We start from the raw sequence: 19266 nt of genomic DNA on the forward strand, positions 1-19266 counted from the left end.
AAAACTTATCGTGATCTATTGTTAGCATCACTTTGACTTCAAACGCTAATAGCATTAACCATAATTAAAGATCGAAATAACATGGCAGACTTAACGCATTTAATTGCAGAAGCAGAAGCAGACTTTATTAACAGTGCTTCAATGAATGATTTGGAAATTGCTAAAGCAAAGTATTTAGGTAAATCAGGGTCACTTACAGATGCTTTAAAAGGTTTAGGTAAGTTAAGCGCAGAAGAGCGTCCGGCTGCTGGTGCTGTAATTAATGTGGTAAAACAGGCGATTGAGGCGGCATTAACTGCACGTAGAGAGTCAATCTTAAATGCCGAACAGGCGAAGCAGTTGTCGCAGGAGTCTATTGACGTGACGCTGCCTGCAAGAGCACAGTCCCAAGGTGGCTTACATCCTGTAACCTTAACTTTAAAGCGCGTTGAAGAGTTGTTTCACTCTATCGGTTTTGAGGTCGCGACAGGCCCTGAAATTGAAACGGATTTTTATAACTTCACCGCATTAAATATTCCAGAAGATCATCCTGCGCGAGCCATGCATGATACGTTCTATATTGATGAAGCCAATGTGCTGAGAACACATACGTCACCAGTCCAAGCACGTTATATGGAAAATGCATTAAAAAATAATCAAACGCCACCATTCAAAATTATTGCACCCGGTCGTGTGTACCGTGTGGATTCAGATGCAACCCATTCGCCTATGTTCCATCAAGTAGAGGGTTTGTGGGTAGATGAGGATATTAGCTTTGCAAATTTAAAAGGCGTAGTTCAGGATTTCTTACAGAAGTTCTTTGAACGCGATGACCTAACTGTGCGTTTTAGACCCTCATTCTTTCCCTTTACCGAGCCATCAGCTGAAATGGACATGAGCTGGAACGGCGGTTGGTTAGAGATTGGTGGATGTGGCATGGTACATCCTGAAGTATTTAAGCACGTGAATATTGATAGTGAAAAATATCGTGGTTTTGCTTTTGGTTTAGGCATTGAGCGGTTGACCATGCTTCGCTATGGCGTAAACGATTTACGTCATTTCTTTAATAATGACTTGCGTTTTTTAAGTCAGTTTAAATAACTCGACAGTTTGCAAAACGCACACTGAGTACTTAGATATTTAATCCTTAATTTAAGGTTATAAAAGCATTATGCAATTTTCAGAAAATTGGTTACGTAGTTTAGTAAATACTGACTTGGATAGTCAGGCACTGAGTCATGCCTTAACAATGGCAGGGCTTGAAGTCGAAGAAATGCAGCCTGTTGCTGCATCATTTAGCAAAGTGGTTGTGGCTAGAATTATTTCTGCCGAGAAGCATCCTGATGCAGACCGTCTGCAAGTTTGTCAGGTGGATGTAGGGCTTTCTGCACCATTGCAGATTGTATGCGGTGCAGCTAACGCACGCGCTGGCCTCATTGCACCATGCGCTTTAGTGGGAGCAGAGCTACCAGGCATTTCTATCAAACAAGCAAAAGTACGTGGGGTAGAATCATTCGGGATGATGTGTTCATCTAAAGAGCTTGGTATTACCGCTGAAGCATCAGGTTTGTTAGAGTTGGATAATGATGCTGTCGTTGGGCAAGATATTCGTGAGCATCTAGATCTAAACGACCATCTTTTTACCCTAAAGCTGACCCCAAATCGTAGCGATTGTTTAAGTTTGACTGGTATCGCACGTGACGTTGCAGCCATTACTGGCGCAACTACCCAATTTGCAGCTATTCCATCTCTAGCTACTGAACATTCAGACGTCAAACAAGTAATGGTGAATGAATCTGTTGCTTGCCCTCGATATTGTGGTCGATTGATTACTGGTATTAACGCTCAGGCTACTACGCCTGCTTGGATGGTAAAGCGTTTAGAGCGTAGCGGCTTACGTAGCATTAGTGTGGTGGTTGATATTACCAACTACGTGTTACTGGAGCTAGGTCAACCTATGCATGCGTTTGATGCTGCTAAGTTAGACGGTGATATCAGTGTGCGTTTTGCTAAAGCTGGTGAATCTCTTGCTTTACTCAATGACCAAACCATAGAATTAAAAGCGGATGATTTGGTGATTGCTGATAAAAGTGGTGCACTTGCACTAGCTGGTGTAATGGGTGGTCAGGCCAGTGCTGTGAGCGAGACAACGACTGATATTTTCTTGGAAAGTGCTTTCTTCACGCCAGCCGTGATTGCTGGTAAAGCACGGAGGTTAGGGTTTAGTACCGATTCATCTTACCGGTTCGAGCGTGGTGTTGACTTTGGTAATACACGTAACGCAATTGAGTATGCAACGTCACTAGTGAAAACATTATGCGGTGGGCAGGTTGGACCTATCACTGAAGTAATAGCCGCATTGCCTGCACGTGACCCAGTTAAACTGAGAATGTCGCGCTTGGTCTCTGTGTTAGGTATTAGCCTTGATCCGCAGAGTGTTGCACAGCTATTAACGCAACTTGGTTTCGCATTTGAATCTGCTGACGACGTATTCACAGTGGCGCCTCCTAGCTATCGTTTTGATATTACAATCGAAGAGGATTTGATTGAAGAAGTTGCGCGCTTGCATGGTTACGACCATATTCCTGCGACACCACCAGTAGCTGCATTAAATATGCTAGCAGCACCAGAACAACATTTACATTTGAATCGGCTGCGTGATGGGTTAGTGGCAGCAGGATATCAAGAAGTCGTGACTTATAGCTTTGTGGATGAAGGCTGGGAGCGCGATTTACTGGGTAATCATTCGCCAATTAAACTTAAAAATCCGATTGCAAGCAATTTAAGTGTGATGCGTACAAGTTTGTGGGGCGGACTGTTGGACACGCTTACTTATAATTTGAATCGCAAACAAGAGCGTGCTAATTTATTTGAAATTGGTGCTGTGTATCATCAACAGGCTGGTGCTTACCATGAAACTACGCGTATTTCAGGCCTGGCTTACGGTAGTGCAATGCCTGAGCAATGGGCTACAGCTACTGCTGATATTGATTTCTTTGATGTTAAGGCAAATGTTGATAGTTTGCTTGGTGCAGACAGCTCAACTAAGCATGTTGTTTATGAAAAAGCAGAGCATTCGGCGCTTCATCCAGGTCAGACGGCACGAGTTTTGTTAAACGGAAAAGTAGTGGGTTGGTTAGGCAAGTTGCATCCTAAATGGCAGCAGCATTATGGCTTTGCTAAAAGTACTTACCTTTTCGAGCTTGATGCAGATGCCTTGGTAAATCGCATGTTGCCCGCATACCAAGAAGTTTCAAAGTTATTACCTGTGCGTCGTGATTTAGCGATTGTTTTAGATGAGAGTGTTGCTGTACAAAGTGTGTTGAGTGCAATTAATGAAGAAAATATTCCATTGATTGCGGATGTCGCATTGTTCGATTTGTATCAAGGTAAAGGCGTACCAGAAAATAAAAAAAGCCTTGCATTATCAGTACTTATGCACGATACTCAAAAAACATTAACAGATGGTGATGCTGATACAGCAATTGCAAATCTGCTACAATTGTTGCAAATAAAATTTGATGCAGTATTAAGAAACTAACTTTTCCACGCCGCTGTATGGAAGAGTTTATTTTTTTGTTGTGCTTCAATCAATAATATTAAATAGCGATACAAAGCATTAAAAAAACGGGAGTGTTTATGACTTTAACAAAAGCTGAGCTTGCTGATTTATTGTATGAGCAAGTTGGGTTGAATAAGCGTGAAGCCAAGGATATGGTGGAAGCATTTTTTGAAGAAGTGCGTACTGCGTTAGAAGCTGGTGATAGTGTTAAATTATCTGGCTTTGGTAATTTCGAGCTGCGTCAAAAATCAGAGCGGCCAGGCCGCAACCCAAAAACGGGTGAAGAAATACCAATTACTGCACGTCGCGTTGTTACTTTCCACGCTAGCCAGAAATTAAAAAGCAAGGTTGATGCAAATTTCGCTGTATAAATAACTTCTCTTGAGACGACTGCTTTTTTTAAAGCTCAGTCTAGTGTTGGTTAGAATGTATTAGTGAGTAGTTTTCTTAATGTAATAGCAATATGAGTGAGAAAGCCGAAAGTATGAGTGAGCAGATCGCCAAGGTGCAATTGCCACCAATTCCAGCAAAGCGTTACTTTACAATTGGTGAGGTTAGTGAGCTTTGTGGTGTAAAACCACACGTATTAAGATACTGGGAACAGGAGTTTACCCAACTTAAGCCAGTTAAGCGCCGTGGTAATCGCCGTTATTATCAACATCATGAAGTGCTACTGATTCGTCGTATTCGCGAGTTGTTATATGAGCAAGGATTTACCATTAGTGGTGCTCGTAATAGGCTTGATGATGTTGAGTTTAGTGCTAAGTCTAGTCAACATGATAAGCAAGCCACAGTAAAGCTCGATGATGGTAGTCTTTCATCAGCAAATCTAGGGTCAGATATTGCTGTTTCTGCTCAGGGAGACAATAATCCTTTCGATTATGCGAAGATTAAGTCAGAGTTGCGTGAGATATTAACTCTACTACGTGCTGATTTTTCTGTTGTAAAGGCAGCACATTAATTGTTTATACGCTCAGTTAGTTGAATGGCTTTTGCGATATAATGCAAACCTTGTTACATGCGGTAAGTAACATAGGTTCGGGGCGTAGCGCAGCCTGGTAGCGTACTTGCATGGGGTGCAAGGGGTCGTGTGTTCGAATCACACCGTCCCGACCAAAAAATATAACTTTCAAAATAGTCAGCCAAGCGCTGGCTTTTTTGTATGTAGATTTAACGCTTAAATAGGCGCGAATATTGCGGTGATTTCTTGCAATTAAATATTTTAATATGATGTATATTTTGCGCTATCGCAATAGTTTGATTGTCAGTTTTTGTTAGTAGGTAATCTAGCTTAAGCATCAAGTTTTGATAAGAATTCATGGCTTAATAGGAAATTCATGGAACACGCTACATTTGACCATAATGAAGAGCAGTATATTGTGCATAACTCGAAAGAGGTTATGCAGATTCTGAACGACTTGATTAAGCATAAAGCTATGCTCAAGGTATCGTTTAACCATGGAGCAGACGATTATCTAACAAATATTATTAGTATTGACCCTAAAGTTGGTGCGGTCTACTTGGATATTGGTGTCGATGAGGAATTTAATCGACGATTGCTTGCAAGTAGTCATGTGGTGTTCTTAAAAGAAGACGGCGTTAAAATTAAATGGACCAGTACGCAAGTGACTGAAGTAAGTTTGAAAGACGGTAAGGCCATTAAGATTGCCCTACCTAAAGACTTGATTCGCCTTCAGCGTAGAGACTTTTATCGTTTTGCTACTCCTGTTGCTAATCCCGTGATGTGTCGAATTCCAGTGCCGGATGTATTAGATCCTGAGGCTGAAAGTATTCTAGAATTGACATTAGTTGATGTTAGTCTAGGGGGGGTAGGTGCTTTTGTGTCTTCTCCATTAAACCCTGCAATTGAAGTTGGTAAAACATTTAGTGGTTGTAAGATTGGTTTTCCGGATGTCGGCGAAACAAATCTCACTTTAATGGTTAAAAATATTACCGAGACCCACACAAAAGAGGGGGTAACTAAATACCGTATTGGTTTTGTGTATGTAGATCCATCACGGGGTAATGAGGGATTGATTAATCGTTACGTCTATATTTTAGAGCGACAAGCAATAGCGTTAGCGCATGGAAATTAGCATGTGCGCTGATTTGCACATGCGATGAGCTTAAGTTGGTTGAGAACTTAAGTTTTTAAATACCTAATGATTCCGCCCAAGCTAAAGCAGCAATGTGACATTCATTTACTTTGGCTGCATCGTACTGTAAAAGCTCTGCAAGTTCTAATATGCGCTTGCTATCAGCACCTTCACACGCTTCTGTTAACTGCAAGAACGGTCCATATACCCCTTCGCGGTTAAGTAGTGCCTCTGATACATTTTCCGGTAATTGAATTTTTTCCAGAACCTGATCCATAGGCATTTTAAGTATGGCATCCAGCAACGAGAACACGCCTACAATAAATAAATTATCCCTATCATGTTTGTCAAAATAGCCCTCACCTAGGAGTTCGGTAAGCCGCCCACGTGTGATAGAGGTTTTCATTAAGGCAGGAGGAGTTGAGTTTTCTCCTGCAGTGACCATTAGTAGTGTTAGCCAGCGATAAAGCTGCTTTCTACCTAAAATAGTGAGAGCATGCTGAATGGATTGAATCTCACATGAAAGGCCAAAGCCGACAGAGTTAATGTAGCGCAGTAACTTAAATGAAAGTGCTGCATCACGTTTAAATCCGTTTTCGATTTCTATGTTGTCTGAATCTTGTGTTACTAGATTCAGTAGATTTAATACGCTATCAAATGATGGATTGATGACTTTAGCTGTGAATGTTTCGGGTCTTGCAAAATAGAAGCCTTGAAAGCGTCTGAATCCAATTTCTTTGTAAGCATTGAACTGGTCTGATGTTTCAATTTTTTCGGCAATCATTTGCACGTTAGGTGCGGAGTATTTTTGGAATAGTTTATAAGCTTCTTGAGTGCTGACGCTTAGTGAGTCAATTTTAATAAAGTCGGCAAGTTCGACAAGAGGTTCTAATTGAGTGCTCAGTTGGGGATTATCTAATGCGATTTTAAATCCAAGTTTGTGCAACTCCTTGCACCGTTCAAGTACAGCTTCGCCAGCAACTACTGAGCGTAGAATTTCTAGGGCCGTACGTTGCGGAGGCATCAGTTCGATAAATTCGCTCATGAGCATTGCTTCATTCACGTTGATAAAAGCGAGTTTGTCACCTAATAACCATTGCACATCCATATCACCCATCGTGTTGACGAGTACGCTAGAGCAAGCCTTCAATTCGTCTTCAAAAACTGCTTTATCTGCATCAGCACTGTGTCTGAAAAGTAGTTCATAGCCGATGATGTGTTGTTTCACATCCATAATTGGTTGGCGTCCAATAAATACTTGATCTTCCATTTTCTAGCCTTAAAGTGTTCTTATAGTCAGGTGCTAAATTGTAGAGATAACATTAAGCATGGTAGCTTTGCTTGATGCTAAATGCAGATTATAAATTCTACCTGACTAAAGCTTACTAGGTGACGTATTTGTAAAATATTTGGTCTGATATTCAGAATTGTTGTTGAGTTGAGCAACATACTTTATATTGTGTGATGTGATTTAAGAAAAGAGTGGATTCTATGAGAGTTATTGTAACGCCAACGCAACCATTTAATGACCAGAAGCCAGGGACGTCTGGGCTGCGCAAAAAGGTGAAGGTATTTCAGCAAGCACATTATCTTGAAAATTTCGTACAAAGTTTGTTTGATACCTTAACTGTTCCAAACGATGCTGTATTGGTGATAGGTGGAGACGGGCGCTATCATAATAGGCAAGCGATTCAGACAATCATTAGCATGGCTGCAGCAAATGGTTTTGCTCGTGTGTTAATCGGGCAAGGTGGCATCTTATCAACCCCAGCTGCCTCTCATGTTATTCGCAAATATAAGTCCTTTGGCGGGATGGTATTATCGGCAAGCCATAATCAGGGTGGGGTTAATGGTGACTTTGGTATTAAGTACAATATTAGTAATGGTGGCCCAGCACCTGAAAAGATTACAGACGAAGTGTTTGCAAAAAGTAAGGTAATTTCTGAGTACAAAGTATCAGATTTACCAACGGTTGATATTGATACGATAGGTGAGAAAAATTTTGAAGGTATGGTCGCTGGACATTCTTTTACGGTGCAAGTGATTGACGCTGTTCAGGATTACGCTGATTTAATGCAGAGTCTATTTGATTTTAAGGCAATTAAACAATTGCTTGCTAGTGGTTTTGAGATGAAGTTTGACGCGATGCATGCAGTGACAGGGCCCTATGCTAAAGAGATTTTTGTGAATCGACTAAATGCACCGATTGAGAGCTTGATGAATTGTGAGCCTTCGGAGGATTTTGGCGGAGGACATCCTGATCCTAATCTAACTTACGCAGAAGATTTGGTGAATATCATGTTTGCTGGAGAAGATGCGCTTGATTTTGGTGCCGCATCTGATGGCGACGGTGATCGCAATATGATTCTAGGTCAAAACTTTTTTGTGACGCCATCGGATAGTTTGGCAGTCTTAGCCGCTAACGCAACTTTAGTGCCGGCTTACGCAACCGGTATAGCGGGTGTTGCTCGTTCTATGCCGACTAGCGGTGCTGTAGATCGTGTGGCTGCAAAATTCAATGTTCCGTGTTTTGAAACGCCGACTGGTTGGAAGTTTTTTGGTAACTTGATGGATGCAGGTAAAGTGACTTTATGTGGTGAAGAGAGCTTTGGTACCAGTTCTAATCATGTGCGTGAAAAAGATGGCTTATGGGCTGTGCTGTTCTGGCTTAATATCATTGCAGCAAAAAAGATGGGGGTAGAGGCCATTTTAAAAGCCCATTGGCTGGAATATGGACGTAACGTTTACTCACGCCATGATTATGAGGCAATTCCAACTGAGGCTGCCAATAGTGTCATTGCGCATATTAAGTCTCAGTTTTCTAGTTTGCCAAATCAGAAGTTTGGACACTATACCGTCAAGCTGTGTGATGACTTTAGTTACCATGATTCAATTGATGGGTCCGTGAGTAACAATCAAGGGATTCGTATTTTGTTTACGGACGGGTCGCGTATTGTATTTAGGCTTTCTGGTACAGGTACTGAGGGCGCCACTTTGCGTATTTATCTTGAAGCATATGAGCCAGATAGTACCAAACATCATCTGGATGCACAGGTTGCGTTGGCAGAAATGATACAAATCGCTTTGCAGATTTCACAACTTATTGAAAAAACTGGACGTGTTGCACCTACTGTCATTACCTAGATTCTGATGTTAGGAGTTGCTGTGTTTTAAAGTTTGAGTTGCTAGATATTCAAGCCTCTTGAAACACTAAGCCGTTATTTTAGTGAGCTTATTTTCACAAGTAACGGCTTAATCAACTTGCGTGATGGTCATTTCACCTTTGTAAAGTCGGATGTCCATTCTTCCTAAAAATGACATGCCAAGTAATATGTCACCATCTAAGCCGGGAGCAATCATTGCCGCTACATTGTTAGCATGTACGCCCCCAATCTGTACTGAGTCTAACCTTACCATGTAGCCTATGCTTTCACCATTTGCAGTGTTGGTTCTTACTGCGTTAATGCTTTTTAGGTTAAGTTTGTCTGCGACTGATTGTGATATTGCTACGCCGGTAGCGCCAGTATCAACCAGCACATTCACTTTTTCACCATTAATGAGTGCTTCTGTACGGTAATGTCCATCTAATCCGCGTTTAAGTACAACGGAGCTAGTGTTACCGAGTTTGTATATCTTGTTAGGATTCTGGATACTATCTGCTAGGTAGTAAATCGTGCCAGCTAATGCTAACCAAACCAAAATGGAGATGAATGTGTTTCTTGACATACAGGTTATGCAAGGTTGAATGCAATGGCAATGATTGCAAAGTAAGTGAGGTGATGAAGGAGTTGGTCAAAGCCTAGTAATATCCAAAACCATTCACTATTGTTTGCTTTTAGATCAAACTTCATACTGATATTCATTTTGGCCCAGTCGATATGGTAGTGGATAATCATGTCGACAATTGCAAACAACGATGCGGATAAACCAAACCAATAGATTAGCGCTATAAAAGTGCCTGCACCATGTATAGCTGCATGGACTAAACCACCAGCATGCCCATAAGTACCCTTGTTTTTGTACATCCAAGGGGATGCTTGTAGTGGAAAGTCGCAAATGAAGTGCTTGATAAATAGGCACAACAGCGCTTCCAGCATCGAGGTTTCAAGCATTGGTGCAAGTTCCAATGCTAGTCTGCCTCGTCAATCCACGCCAGTTGGATTGCTTCTAGAATTCTTTCGCCGCATTTATCTGCGCTATCGCTAAAGCCTTCAAGATTTAATACCCAATCCATCAAGTCTGTAAAGCGAATTGTTTTAGGATCGATATCCGGGTGCTTATCATAAAGCGCTTCTGCAATTGTTTGGCTGTCTGTCCATTTCATATCTCTCTCCTCAAATTTTTTTGATTATAGCCTTCTCAGCTATAAAAATCACAGGTGGAATTTATCTAGATAAAAAAATCCCGTAGCACCTCATGAGGTGTACGGGTAAGGGGAGCGATTTTGGAGATATGCGCTTGTTTCTACAAAAGCAATTAAAGTGCCAATAATAATGTTGTTATTATTCAATAGGTTGAATTATTTAAGTTGGTGCTTGATGCACCAAATTGAACCAATTTGGCTAATATCAACCATATTGGTTTGTAAAATACATCTAGATTAAATTTTGTAAGTTGAATACTTCACTTTAACGATGAAGAGTTGGCATGTTAAAATGCTGACTAATCCCTTTTATTCAAATATTTGGAAAACTAAACACCATGTCGCAAGCACCATTTAACTACGCTAATACTTTAAATCAAGCTGATCCTGCATTGTGGGGCATGATTGAGCAAGAGGTTGTGCGTCAGCATGAACACATCGAACTTATCGCCTCTGAAAACTATACTAGCCCAGCAGTAATGCAGGCGCAAGGCTCACAGCTAACTAATAAGTATGCAGAAGGCTACCCAGGAAAGCGTTTCTACGGTGGTTGCGAATTTGTTGACCAAGTGGAGCAGCTTGCGATTGATCGTTTGAAAGCTTTATACGGTGCAGAGTACGCTAATGTACAGCCTCATTCTGGCTCACAAGCTAACCAAGCGGTTTACTTCTCTATTTTGAAGCCTGGTGACACTGTGATGGGGATGAACTTGGGCCATGGTGGCCATTTGACACATGGTTCGCCAGCAAACTTGTCTGGTAAGTTATTTAACATCGTGCCTTACGGCTTGAATGACAAAGAAGAAATTGATTATGACGAGATGGAGCGTATTGCGGTTGAGTGCAAACCAAAATTATTGATTGGTGGTGCGTCAGCTTATGCTTTGCGTTTTGACTGGGCACGTATGGCTGAAATAGCTAAAAAAGTAGGCGCCTACTTTATGGTGGACATGGCGCACTACTCAGGATTGATTGCTGCTGGGGTGTATCCTAACCCAGTACCACATGCTGATTTTGTCACGTCAACGACGCACAAAACTTTGCGCGGACCACGTGGCGGTATCATTATGGCTAAAGCTGAATTCGAAAAATCATTGAATTCTAGCGTTTTCCCGAGCTTGCAAGGTGGCCCGCTGATGCACGTAATCGCAGCAAAAGCGACAGCATTTTTGGAGGCAGCACAGCCAGAGTTCAAAACTTACCAAGCACAAGTCATTAAAAATGCACAAGTCATGGCGGAAACCTTGGCTGCGCGTGGGCTGCGTATCATTTCAGGCCGTACTGAATCACATATGTTTATGGTGGATTTACGTCCAAAAGGTTTAACCGGCAAAGCGGCAGATGCTGCACTTGGTTTAGCACATATTACTGTGAACAAAAATGCCATTCCAAATGATCCAGAAAGCCCATTCGTGACCTCTGGTATTCGTATTGGTGCTCCTGCAATTACCACGCGTGGGTTTAAGGAAGAAGAAGCTAAATTAGTGGCTAATTTAATTGCTGACGTTTTAGATAACCCAACAGATGAAGCTGTCATTGCTGCAACAAAAGTAAAAGTACATGCTTTAACTGCACAATTTCCTGTGTATCAAGGCTAATTGTGAAGTGTCCTTTTTGTGGAACAGATGACACCCAAGTCATTGACTCTAGAGTGAATGACGAGGGTGACTCAATTAGGCGCCGCCGTAAGTGTGGTGTTTGTGATAAGCGCTTTACGACCTATGAAACGGCGGATTTGCACTTACCACAAGTTGTGAAGCAAAATGGCACGCGAGAAGAGTTTAAGCGTGAGAAATTAAGATTGTCGTTTACACGTGCGCTTCATAAGCGTCCTGTACCGACAGAATACGTTGATAAAGCACTTGACCATATCACCCAAAAAATACTTGCGCGTGGCGAGCGTGAAGTCCCTGCTAGGGATTTGGGTGAAATGGTCATGCATGAGCTTAAGATGATGGATAAAGTCGCTTATATTCGTTTTGCTTCTGTGTACCGGAGTTTTTCTGATGTCGATGACTTTAACGATGTTATCCGTGATTTAGATAAGCAAACTGTGTTGGTAAAGCGCCGCTCTACCGATAGTTAAGTCATGGCTCCAACCATCACAACTTAATATATTACTAAAGTCTTTTGTCCAACTTCTCCACTACTGACTATACCTATATGAATCTTGCGCTGCGCTTGGCCGCGCAAGGTTTATACACAACGCAGCCTAACCCAAGAGTAGGTTGCGTCATCGTTCGAGATCATCAAATTGTAGGGCAGGGCGCTCATTTGAAAGCAGGTGAACCGCATGCAGAAGTATTTGCATTACGGCAAGCGGGCGAGTTGGCACATGATGCCGATATTTATGTGACGTTAGAGCCATGCAGTCATTTTGGGAAAACACCGCCCTGCGTACAAGCCGTGATTGCGGCAAAGCCTAAACGTGTGATTATTGCCATGCAGGATCCAAACCCATTGGTAGCTGGTCGTGGGGTTGATGCCTTGCGCGCGCAAGGGATTGAGGTTGTCGTGGGGTTGTTGGGGCAAGAGGCGTCTGCGCTTAATGCAGGGTTTGTTTCGCGTATGATCCATGGTATGCCTTATGTGCGCAGTAAAATTGCGGCGAGTTTAGATGGCCGCACCGCACTCAATAATGGTAAAAGTCAGTGGATTACAGGAGAGGCTGCGCGGCAGGATGTTCAACACTGGCGTGCACAGTCTTGTGCGATTTTAACTGGCATCGGTACGGTATTGGCTGATAATCCTAGCATGACCGTGCGTTTAGACCCAACTACACGTCAGCCATTGCGTGTGGTTGTGGATAGTCATTTACAAATGCCGTTAGATTGTAAAATGCTTGAGCCATCTCTATTGGCAGCAAGCCCAGTGTTCATTGCTTATGCTGAAGATACACAACAGCGCTCTGCTGCTCTGATTAATCAAGGTGCTGAGCTCATTTGTTTGCCCAATGATGAGTGCCGAATTGATTTGCAAAAGTTATTGCTTGAGTTAGCACAGCGTGGAGTGAATGAGGTGCTGGTTGAGGCTGGGCAAGGTCTCAATGGCGCATTGTTAAATGCAGATTTGATTGATGAGTTTGTTTTTTATTATGCCCCGAAACTGATGGGAAGCACCGCACACGGTATGTTTGCGATGCCTGAATTTACAGCAATGCAGCAAGTGCCAGATTTGCAAGTGTTAGATGTGCGCCAAGTGGGAACTGATATTCGTGTGCGTGCAAAGCCTATTGTGAATACAGCTTAATGCTGGACTCTATTGCTTGCTCTTTGTTGGTTACTCAGTTTTCGTTAGTTCGACTTTAGGTAGTGCAGAATTAACACCTGTTGATGTATGGTCATCATCACGTGAGCTTAGTGGTAACGATTAAATAGAAATGGAATCATCATGTTGATTGATACTCACTGCCATCTTGATGCAGCCGAGTTTAATGCTGACCGTGACGAAGTTGTGACCTCTGCATTGAATCATGGCGTATCCGGTATTGTGGTTCCCGCTGTAGCGCGTCCTTATTTTGATGACGTCATTAGCCTATGTCAGCGTTATCAAAACTGCGTTTACGCGCTTGGTGTTCATCCTATGTATGTTGAGCGTTCATCATTAGATGACCTTGACACACTGAGCACCTATGTACAAAACCACAATCCTATTGCCATTGGTGAAATTGGGTTGGATTATTTTTTAACGAATCCCAAAGATCACCCTGAAAACATTAAGCAACAAACTCACTTTTTTGTTGAGCAGCTTAAAATTGCACAGCAGTACGACTTACCTGTTATTTTGCATGTACGGCATGCGATAGATGAGATCTTAAAGCAATTGCGCAAATATCAAGTTAATGGAGGGATTGCGCATGCGTTTAATGGCAGTATGCAACAGGCTGAGCAATTATTAGCATTAGGTTTTAAGCTTGGCTTTGGCGGGGCAATGACTTATACACGTGCGTTACGGATTCGTGCGCTGGCTGTACAGTTGCCTTTAGAGGCGATTGTGCTTGAAACAGATGCACCAGATATTCCACCTGAATGGATTGGATCGGCGGGTAGAAATAGCCCTGTGGAATTACCTAAAATTGCGCAGGTTTTAGCAGATTTAAGACAGGTTAATGTGTCTCAAGTGCTTGATATTACTAGTGCCAACGCCATAAAAATCATGCCAAAATTAGCTGACTTATGCACACCAGTTAATGCACTACATTAAGAAAGCCAAAAAACCGTTAACAATCAAAGGCTGTTTTTTAAGTTGTTGATTTTTAAAGATTAAATAATAGATTAAAAAATAAGCGATTTGAAAAAACCCTTATAAAATGGCATGTTACATTTTTAAGTCACAACAATTCACAAAGTTATCCACAGATATTGTGGAGAGTATTTTAAGTTTGACGGAACTTTTTAAAAGTCAACTTTTAAATTTATTAATTTTTACAAAAAAGCGTGTTAAACGCTGGAATTTCTATGCTAGTCAACCATCAGCAATACCGCACTATTTGGCCTAATTTTGACCATGAACAGCCTTGTGTTGAAATCATAGATCAGACCAAGCTGCCGCATGTTTTTGAAATTGCTAAAGTAGCAACATTAGCGCAAATGATTGTTGCCATTAAAACTATGCAAGTGCGTGGCGCACCTTTAATTGGCGCTGCTGCTGCTTATGGACTTGCACTTTCAGTACTAGAGAGCTGTTCTGATCAGCATTTGCAGCAGTCTGCTGTACAGTTAATCGCCAGTCGCCCAACAGCGGTGAATTTAAAGTGGGCAGTACAGCGTATGTTGGATGTGTTATTGGCGTTACCAATAGCTGATAGACGCTCGGTAGCGTGGTCAGAAGCCGCGCAGATATGTGATGAAGATGTGCAACTTAATCAGGCGATTGGTACGCATGGCCTTACACTAATTAGTGAGCAGTATCAGAAAAAAGCACGTACGATTAATATTCTCACGCACTGCAATGCAGGGTGGTTGGCAACAGTTGATTTTGGTACAGCATTGGCACCTATTTATGCAGCGCATAATGCTGGAATTGATGTGCATGTGTGGGTGGGAGAAACTCGTCCTCGTAACCAAGGTGCCAGTTTAACGGCATGGGAGCTTGGTCAGCATGGCGTGCCACATACTGTTATTAGTGATAATGCGGGTGGGCATTTGATGCAACAGGGCCGAGTAGATATGGTCATTGTTGGTGCAGATCGTGTAACAGCCACAGGCGATGTATGCAATAAAATTGGTACCTATTTAAAAGCGCTGGCTGCCTTTGATAGCGTTGCCTTGGGGCATCATGTGCCTTTTTATGCTGCTGTTCCATCACCCACCATTGATTGGACGATTGAAGATGGCGTGAAGGCGATTGAAATAGAAGAACGCGGTGCTGAAGAGTTGTCTTGGATGAGTGGCAAACTTGCTGATGGTACGATAGCCACAGTGAATATATTGCCACATGGTACTCAAGTGGCGAATCCTGCATTTGATGTGACGCCTGCAAGGTTGGTAACAGGCATTATCACTGAGCAGGGTGTTTTTTTACCACAACAATTAAACACAATGCAACGATAACGGGACGGGTATTACAATGACTGAGAATTTACAACATGCACGTGAGCAGCTGCTGTTAATCAGTCAGCAGCTTTGTGCGCTGGGGCTAAATTGTGGCACATCAGGTAATGCAAGTATCAGAGTCAATGATGCGCAAGGACAGTTAGGTTTGCTCATTACTCCTTCGGGTATGGCGGTCGATAAAATGACGCTAGATGATTTAGTGTGGATGGACTTTTCCGGGAGTGCGCAAGGTAATCGGGCGCCATCAAGTGAGTGGCGATTTCATGTAGATATTTTGCGGCAAAGACCAGAGATCAATACGGTGATTCATACGCATAGTGTGTTTGCCACTACATTAAGTACGTTAAGGCGAGATATTCCTGCATTTCATTACATGATCGCAATGGCTGGGGGTGATAGCATTCGCTGCGCACCATATGCGCTATTTGGCAGCCAGCAGTTGTCAGATAATGCCTTGCTTGCGTTGAAGCAAAGAAAAGCATGCTTGTTAGCGAACCACGGCATGATTGCAATTGGAGAGACTGCTGAAAAAGCGCTAAGTATTACTGTGGAAGTGGAAACCTTATGTGAACAGTATTTAAGAGCGCTGCAGGTAGGTGAGCCGTACGTTCTGACCCAGCAAGAGATGGCGGAGGTGTATGAACAGTTTAAGGGGTATGGTGCTTGGGCCACGAACCCTTAATGTTCACAGTGTGTTTAAAATAGTGCTTAGGTTTACTCTTGGTCTTGTGGCTTTGCAGTCATGAATAAGCGGATGAAAAATGCAGCCATTAACAGCACAAATACAATCACACCTAAACTTAATAACCCTGTAAACGTGCCAAACAAATTTGCGTACATTTTTAATCTCCTCAATAAAATATAATCACCTTGATTATTTCATTGGTAATTTTATTCGGATGAGAATTCATTTGATTGATTTATATCAAAATTACGTTATTTGCTTCAGATAAGAATGACGTTGTTCAAGATTAGCTTTGAAAAGCTTAGTGAAAGTAAGTGCGGTAAAATAAACGCAGAATTAAGAGTTTTTATTTGTAGGCGTTGGGGCTTTAAAGTAAAATAGACTCCCGTCTGTAATAATAATTTAAGTGCCTTCTCCATGACCAAATATGTATTCGTAACCGGCGGTGTTGTTTCCTCTCTTGGTAAAGGCATCGCTGCCGCCAGTCTAGGCGCAATTTTAGAGTCACGTGGTATCAAAGTGACGATGCTCAAGCTAGACCCCTATATTAACGTTGACCCAGGCACCATGAGCCCATTTCAGCATGGTGAAGTATTTGTCACTGATGACGGTGCTGAAACTGACTTGGACTTAGGTCACTACGAGCGCTTTATTAGCCAGCGCATGGGTAAACGCAATAACTTCACTACTGGCCAAATTTACGAAACTGTGATTAAAAAAGAGCGTCGCGGTGAGTATTTAGGTAAAACGGTACAGGTGATTCCACATATTACCGATGAAATAAAAGCGCACGTAAAACGTGGTGCTGAGGGTGCTGACGTTGCCATTGTTGAAGTTGGTGGCACAGTAGGTGACATTGAGTCACTACCATTTTTAGAGGCCATCCGTCAGATGGGTTTTGAAGAAGGCAGAAACAACACCTGCTACATCCATTTGACGCTATTACCTTGGATTCCAACTGCGGGTGAATTAAAAACTAAGCCTACACAACACTCTGTGAAAGAGTTGCGTGAAATTGGTATCCAGCCAGATGTATTGTTATGTCGTGCTGATCGTAATATCCCTGATGATGAGCGTAGAAAAATCGCATTATTTACCAATGTAGCTTCTGAGGCTGTAATTAGTGCGATTGATGCGGACTCTATTTATAAAATTCCAGGTTTATTGCACGAGCAAAATTTAGATGGCATCGTTTGCGACAAGTTAGAGCTTAAGGTAAAACCAGCCGATCTTTCTGAGTGGGAGCGTATTGCCACAGCATTAGCCAATCCGAAACATTTAGTGAATGTAGCTTTTGTTGGTAAGTATGTTGATTTAACTGAATCTTATAAATCACTAACAGAAGCATTGATTCATGCTGGTATTCACACTGAATCAAAAGTAAAAATTCACTATATTGATTCTGAAGATATCGAGCAAAAGGGCACGGCTGCCCTACAAGGGATGGATGCGATTTTAGTGCCAGGCGGCTTTGGTGTGCGCGGTACAGAAGGTAAAATCGCAGCTATTCAATATGCACGTGAGAATAAAGTGCCTTATTTGGGGATTTGTTTAGGTATGCAGTTGGCTGTGATTGAATTTGCACGCCATGTAGCAGGCTTAACCGACGCTAACAGTACAGAGTTTAATCCGCAGGCCCAGCATAAATTGATTGGCCTCATTGATGAGTGGCAAGATGCATCAGGTAATATTGAAAAACGTGATGAAAACTCAGATTTAGGTGGCACGATGCGACTTGGTGCACAAAGTTGCCCAGTGGTGCCTAATACATTAGCAGCAAGTATCTATGGCGCAGCGGTGAATGAGCGTCACCGTCATCGCTATGAGGTGAATAACCATTATGTAGATCAGTTGAAGGCATCTGGGCTAGTGGTTTCTGCGAGAACACCAACTGAAGACTTATGTGAAATGATTGAATTGCCACAGAACGTGCATCCTTGGTTTGTCGCTTGCCAATTCCACCCAGAATTTACTTCTAACCCACGTGCTGGGCATCCGTTGTTTACAGCTTATGTGAAAGCAGCGTTGAACAATAAAAAATAATCTAGCCACTAGTCAAGTCCAGTAAAAGTATAGATAACTCAAGGTGCCTAGTTTTTAGTTCAATCAGTTGTTATCTGTACTTGGTAGACGCTAATTTTTAAGGTGTTAATCGTATGAAATTATGTAACTTTGATGTGGGTCTAGAGCATCCGCTATTTTTAATCGCTGGCCCATGTGTGATTGAATCGCAACAGATGGCGATTGATACAGCTGGCCAACTAAAAGAAATTGCGACAGCGCTAAATATTCCATTTATTTACAAGTCTTCTTACGATAAAGCTAACCGTAGCTCAAACAAAACGTTTCGTGGTTTTGGCATGGATGAAGGTTTGAAAATCTTAGATCATGTACGTAGCCAGATAGGCGTGCCTATTTTGACCGATGTGCATACAGAAGAACAGGTACCGCATGTGGCTGCTGTTGTGGATGTTTTGCAGACGCCAGCCTTTTTGTGTCGTCAAACAGACTTTATCACTGCCTGTGCGCGTTCAGGGAAGCCTGTGAATATCAAAAAAGGCCAATTTATGGCGCCTGGTGATATGAGAAATGTCGTGCAAAAAGCGAAAGAGGCTAACGGTGGTGCAGATAATATTATGGTGTGTGAACGTGGCGCATCCTTTGGTTATAACACACTAGTTTCAGATATGCGTGGCCTGGCAATTATGCGTGAAACGCATTGCCCGGTGGTATTTGATGCAACGCACTCTGTGCAACAACCAGGTGGTCAAGGCGATAAAAGCGGTGGTCAACGTGAACATGTGCCAGTTTTGGCGCGCGCTGCTGTCGCTAGCGGCATTGCAGGTATCTTTATGGAAACCCATCCTGATCCATCAAAAGCGTTATCTGATGGACCAAATGCGTGGCCATTGCACAAAATGAGAGATTTATTAGAGGTGTTGGTGGATTTAGATAGGTTAGTTAAAAAAGCAGGTTTTATTGAGAGTACGTTATAAGTAATAATTAGGGTAAATAATAATTAGGCT

19 protein-coding genes and 1 tRNA gene are annotated in these 19266 nt (G+C 42.3%); 15 read left to right on the plus strand and 5 right to left on the minus strand.

Annotation, left to right across the window (positions count from 1 at the left end; genetic code table 11):
- Positions 1 to 81: 81 nt before the first annotated feature.
- The 6 genes from pheS to A391_RS0105400 all read left to right on the plus strand — a co-directional run bounded on the left by pheS (position 82) and on the right by A391_RS0105400 (position 5637).
- Positions 82 to 1080 carry a phenylalanine--tRNA ligase subunit alpha gene (gene pheS / locus A391_RS0105375; protein WP_019897900.1) on the plus strand — a complete coding sequence of 333 codons (999 nt, stop codon included), beginning with the start codon at positions 82 to 84 and terminating at the stop codon, positions 1078 to 1080.
- Positions 1081 to 1150: 70 nt separating this feature from the next.
- Positions 1151 to 3520, plus strand: coding sequence for a phenylalanine--tRNA ligase subunit beta (pheT, locus tag A391_RS0105380; protein ID WP_019897901.1), 2370 nt, complete (start codon positions 1151 to 1153; stop codon positions 3518 to 3520).
- Positions 3521 to 3618: 98 nt separating this feature from the next.
- A complete protein-coding gene (locus tag A391_RS0105385) occupies positions 3619 to 3912 on the plus strand; it encodes an integration host factor subunit alpha (RefSeq protein ID WP_019897903.1) in 294 nt (97 codons plus the stop codon).
- 113 nt (positions 3913 to 4025) lie between these two features.
- Positions 4026 to 4502: a MerR family transcriptional regulator gene (locus A391_RS0105390; protein WP_019897905.1), complete on the plus strand. Its 477-nt coding sequence runs from the start codon at positions 4026 to 4028 to the stop codon at positions 4500 to 4502.
- Positions 4503 to 4580: 78 nt separating this feature from the next.
- Positions 4581 to 4657 (plus strand) — tRNA-Pro (locus A391_RS0105395).
- Positions 4658 to 4878: 221 nt separating this feature from the next.
- A complete protein-coding gene (locus tag A391_RS0105400; protein ID WP_019897907.1) occupies positions 4879 to 5637 on the plus strand; it encodes a flagellar brake protein in 759 nt (252 codons plus the stop codon).
- Positions 5638 to 5692: 55 nt separating this feature from the next.
- On the opposite strand, the gene A391_RS0105405 is transcribed toward A391_RS0105400, so the two are convergent.
- A complete protein-coding gene (locus A391_RS0105405; protein WP_019897908.1) occupies positions 5693 to 6907 on the minus strand; it encodes an EAL and HDOD domain-containing protein in 1215 nt (404 codons plus the stop codon).
- A 221-nt stretch (positions 6908 to 7128) separates the two neighbouring features.
- Between A391_RS0105405 and A391_RS0105410 the strand changes: the two genes are divergently transcribed.
- Positions 7129 to 8781 carry an alpha-D-glucose phosphate-specific phosphoglucomutase gene (locus tag A391_RS0105410; RefSeq protein ID WP_019897909.1) on the plus strand — a complete coding sequence of 551 codons (1653 nt, stop codon included), beginning with the start codon at positions 7129 to 7131 and terminating at the stop codon, positions 8779 to 8781.
- A 108-nt stretch (positions 8782 to 8889) separates the two neighbouring features.
- Here the strand turns inward: A391_RS0105410 and A391_RS0105415 are convergent, their stop codons facing one another.
- Genes A391_RS0105415 through iscX form a run of 3 tightly spaced genes read right to left on the minus strand, consistent with a single transcriptional unit; the run spans position 8890 to position 9961 of the window.
- Positions 8890 to 9363 carry a retropepsin-like aspartic protease family protein gene (locus A391_RS0105415; RefSeq protein WP_019897910.1) on the minus strand — a complete coding sequence of 158 codons (474 nt, stop codon included), beginning with the start codon at positions 9361 to 9363 and terminating at the stop codon, positions 8890 to 8892.
- A gap of 5 nt (positions 9364 to 9368) precedes the next feature.
- Positions 9369 to 9749: a DUF3307 domain-containing protein gene (locus tag A391_RS0105420; RefSeq protein ID WP_029144014.1), complete on the minus strand. Its 381-nt coding sequence runs from the start codon at positions 9747 to 9749 to the stop codon at positions 9369 to 9371.
- A 17-nt stretch (positions 9750 to 9766) separates the two neighbouring features.
- Complete coding sequence (iscX, locus tag A391_RS0105425) at positions 9767 to 9961, minus strand: Fe-S cluster assembly protein IscX (protein WP_019897912.1); 195 nt, start codon at positions 9959 to 9961, stop codon at positions 9767 to 9769.
- 377 nt (positions 9962 to 10338) lie between these two features.
- Here iscX and glyA point away from each other — a divergent pair, with 377 nt between their 5' ends.
- From glyA to A391_RS0105455, 6 genes are all read left to right on the plus strand, one after another.
- Entirely contained in the window at positions 10339 to 11598 is a 1260-nt protein-coding gene (gene glyA, locus A391_RS0105430; protein WP_019897913.1) for a serine hydroxymethyltransferase, read from the plus strand.
- A gap of 2 nt (positions 11599 to 11600) precedes the next feature.
- Positions 11601 to 12086 (plus strand): transcriptional regulator NrdR, encoded by a 486-nt coding sequence (gene nrdR, locus A391_RS0105435; RefSeq protein ID WP_019897914.1) that lies wholly within the window; start codon positions 11601 to 11603, stop codon positions 12084 to 12086.
- Positions 12087 to 12130: 44 nt separating this feature from the next.
- Positions 12131 to 13249: a bifunctional diaminohydroxyphosphoribosylaminopyrimidine deaminase/5-amino-6-(5-phosphoribosylamino)uracil reductase RibD gene (gene ribD, locus A391_RS0105440; protein ID WP_019897915.1), complete on the plus strand. Its 1119-nt coding sequence runs from the start codon at positions 12131 to 12133 to the stop codon at positions 13247 to 13249.
- Between the two features lie 141 nt (positions 13250 to 13390).
- Positions 13391 to 14203, plus strand: a complete 813-nt coding sequence (locus A391_RS0105445; protein ID WP_019897919.1) for a TatD family hydrolase — start codon at positions 13391 to 13393, stop codon at positions 14201 to 14203.
- 254 nt (positions 14204 to 14457) lie between these two features.
- Positions 14458 to 15552, plus strand: coding sequence for an S-methyl-5-thioribose-1-phosphate isomerase (gene mtnA, locus A391_RS0105450; protein ID WP_019897920.1), 1095 nt, complete (start codon positions 14458 to 14460; stop codon positions 15550 to 15552).
- A 16-nt stretch (positions 15553 to 15568) separates the two neighbouring features.
- Positions 15569 to 16237, plus strand: coding sequence for a class II aldolase/adducin family protein (locus A391_RS0105455; protein ID WP_019897921.1), 669 nt, complete (start codon positions 15569 to 15571; stop codon positions 16235 to 16237).
- 32 nt (positions 16238 to 16269) lie between these two features.
- Here the strand turns inward: A391_RS0105455 and A391_RS14300 are convergent, their stop codons facing one another.
- A complete protein-coding gene (locus A391_RS14300) occupies positions 16270 to 16395 on the minus strand; it encodes a DUF3149 domain-containing protein (RefSeq protein ID WP_019897922.1) in 126 nt (41 codons plus the stop codon).
- Positions 16396 to 16657: 262 nt separating this feature from the next.
- On the opposite strand from A391_RS14300, the gene A391_RS0105470 reads away from it, so the two are divergent.
- Together A391_RS0105470 and kdsA are read left to right on the plus strand one after the other, a co-directional pair.
- Positions 16658 to 18283: a CTP synthase gene (locus tag A391_RS0105470; protein WP_019897925.1), complete on the plus strand. Its 1626-nt coding sequence runs from the start codon at positions 16658 to 16660 to the stop codon at positions 18281 to 18283.
- 113 nt (positions 18284 to 18396) lie between these two features.
- Positions 18397 to 19236, plus strand: a complete 840-nt coding sequence (gene kdsA, locus A391_RS0105475; protein WP_019897926.1) for a 3-deoxy-8-phosphooctulonate synthase — start codon at positions 18397 to 18399, stop codon at positions 19234 to 19236.
- The last annotated feature ends 30 nt before the right edge of the window (positions 19237 to 19266 follow it).

The organism is Methylotenera mobilis 13, from assembly GCF_000384255.1.
GTDB classification, from domain to species: Bacteria; Pseudomonadota; Gammaproteobacteria; order Burkholderiales; family Methylophilaceae; genus Methylotenera; species Methylotenera mobilis_B.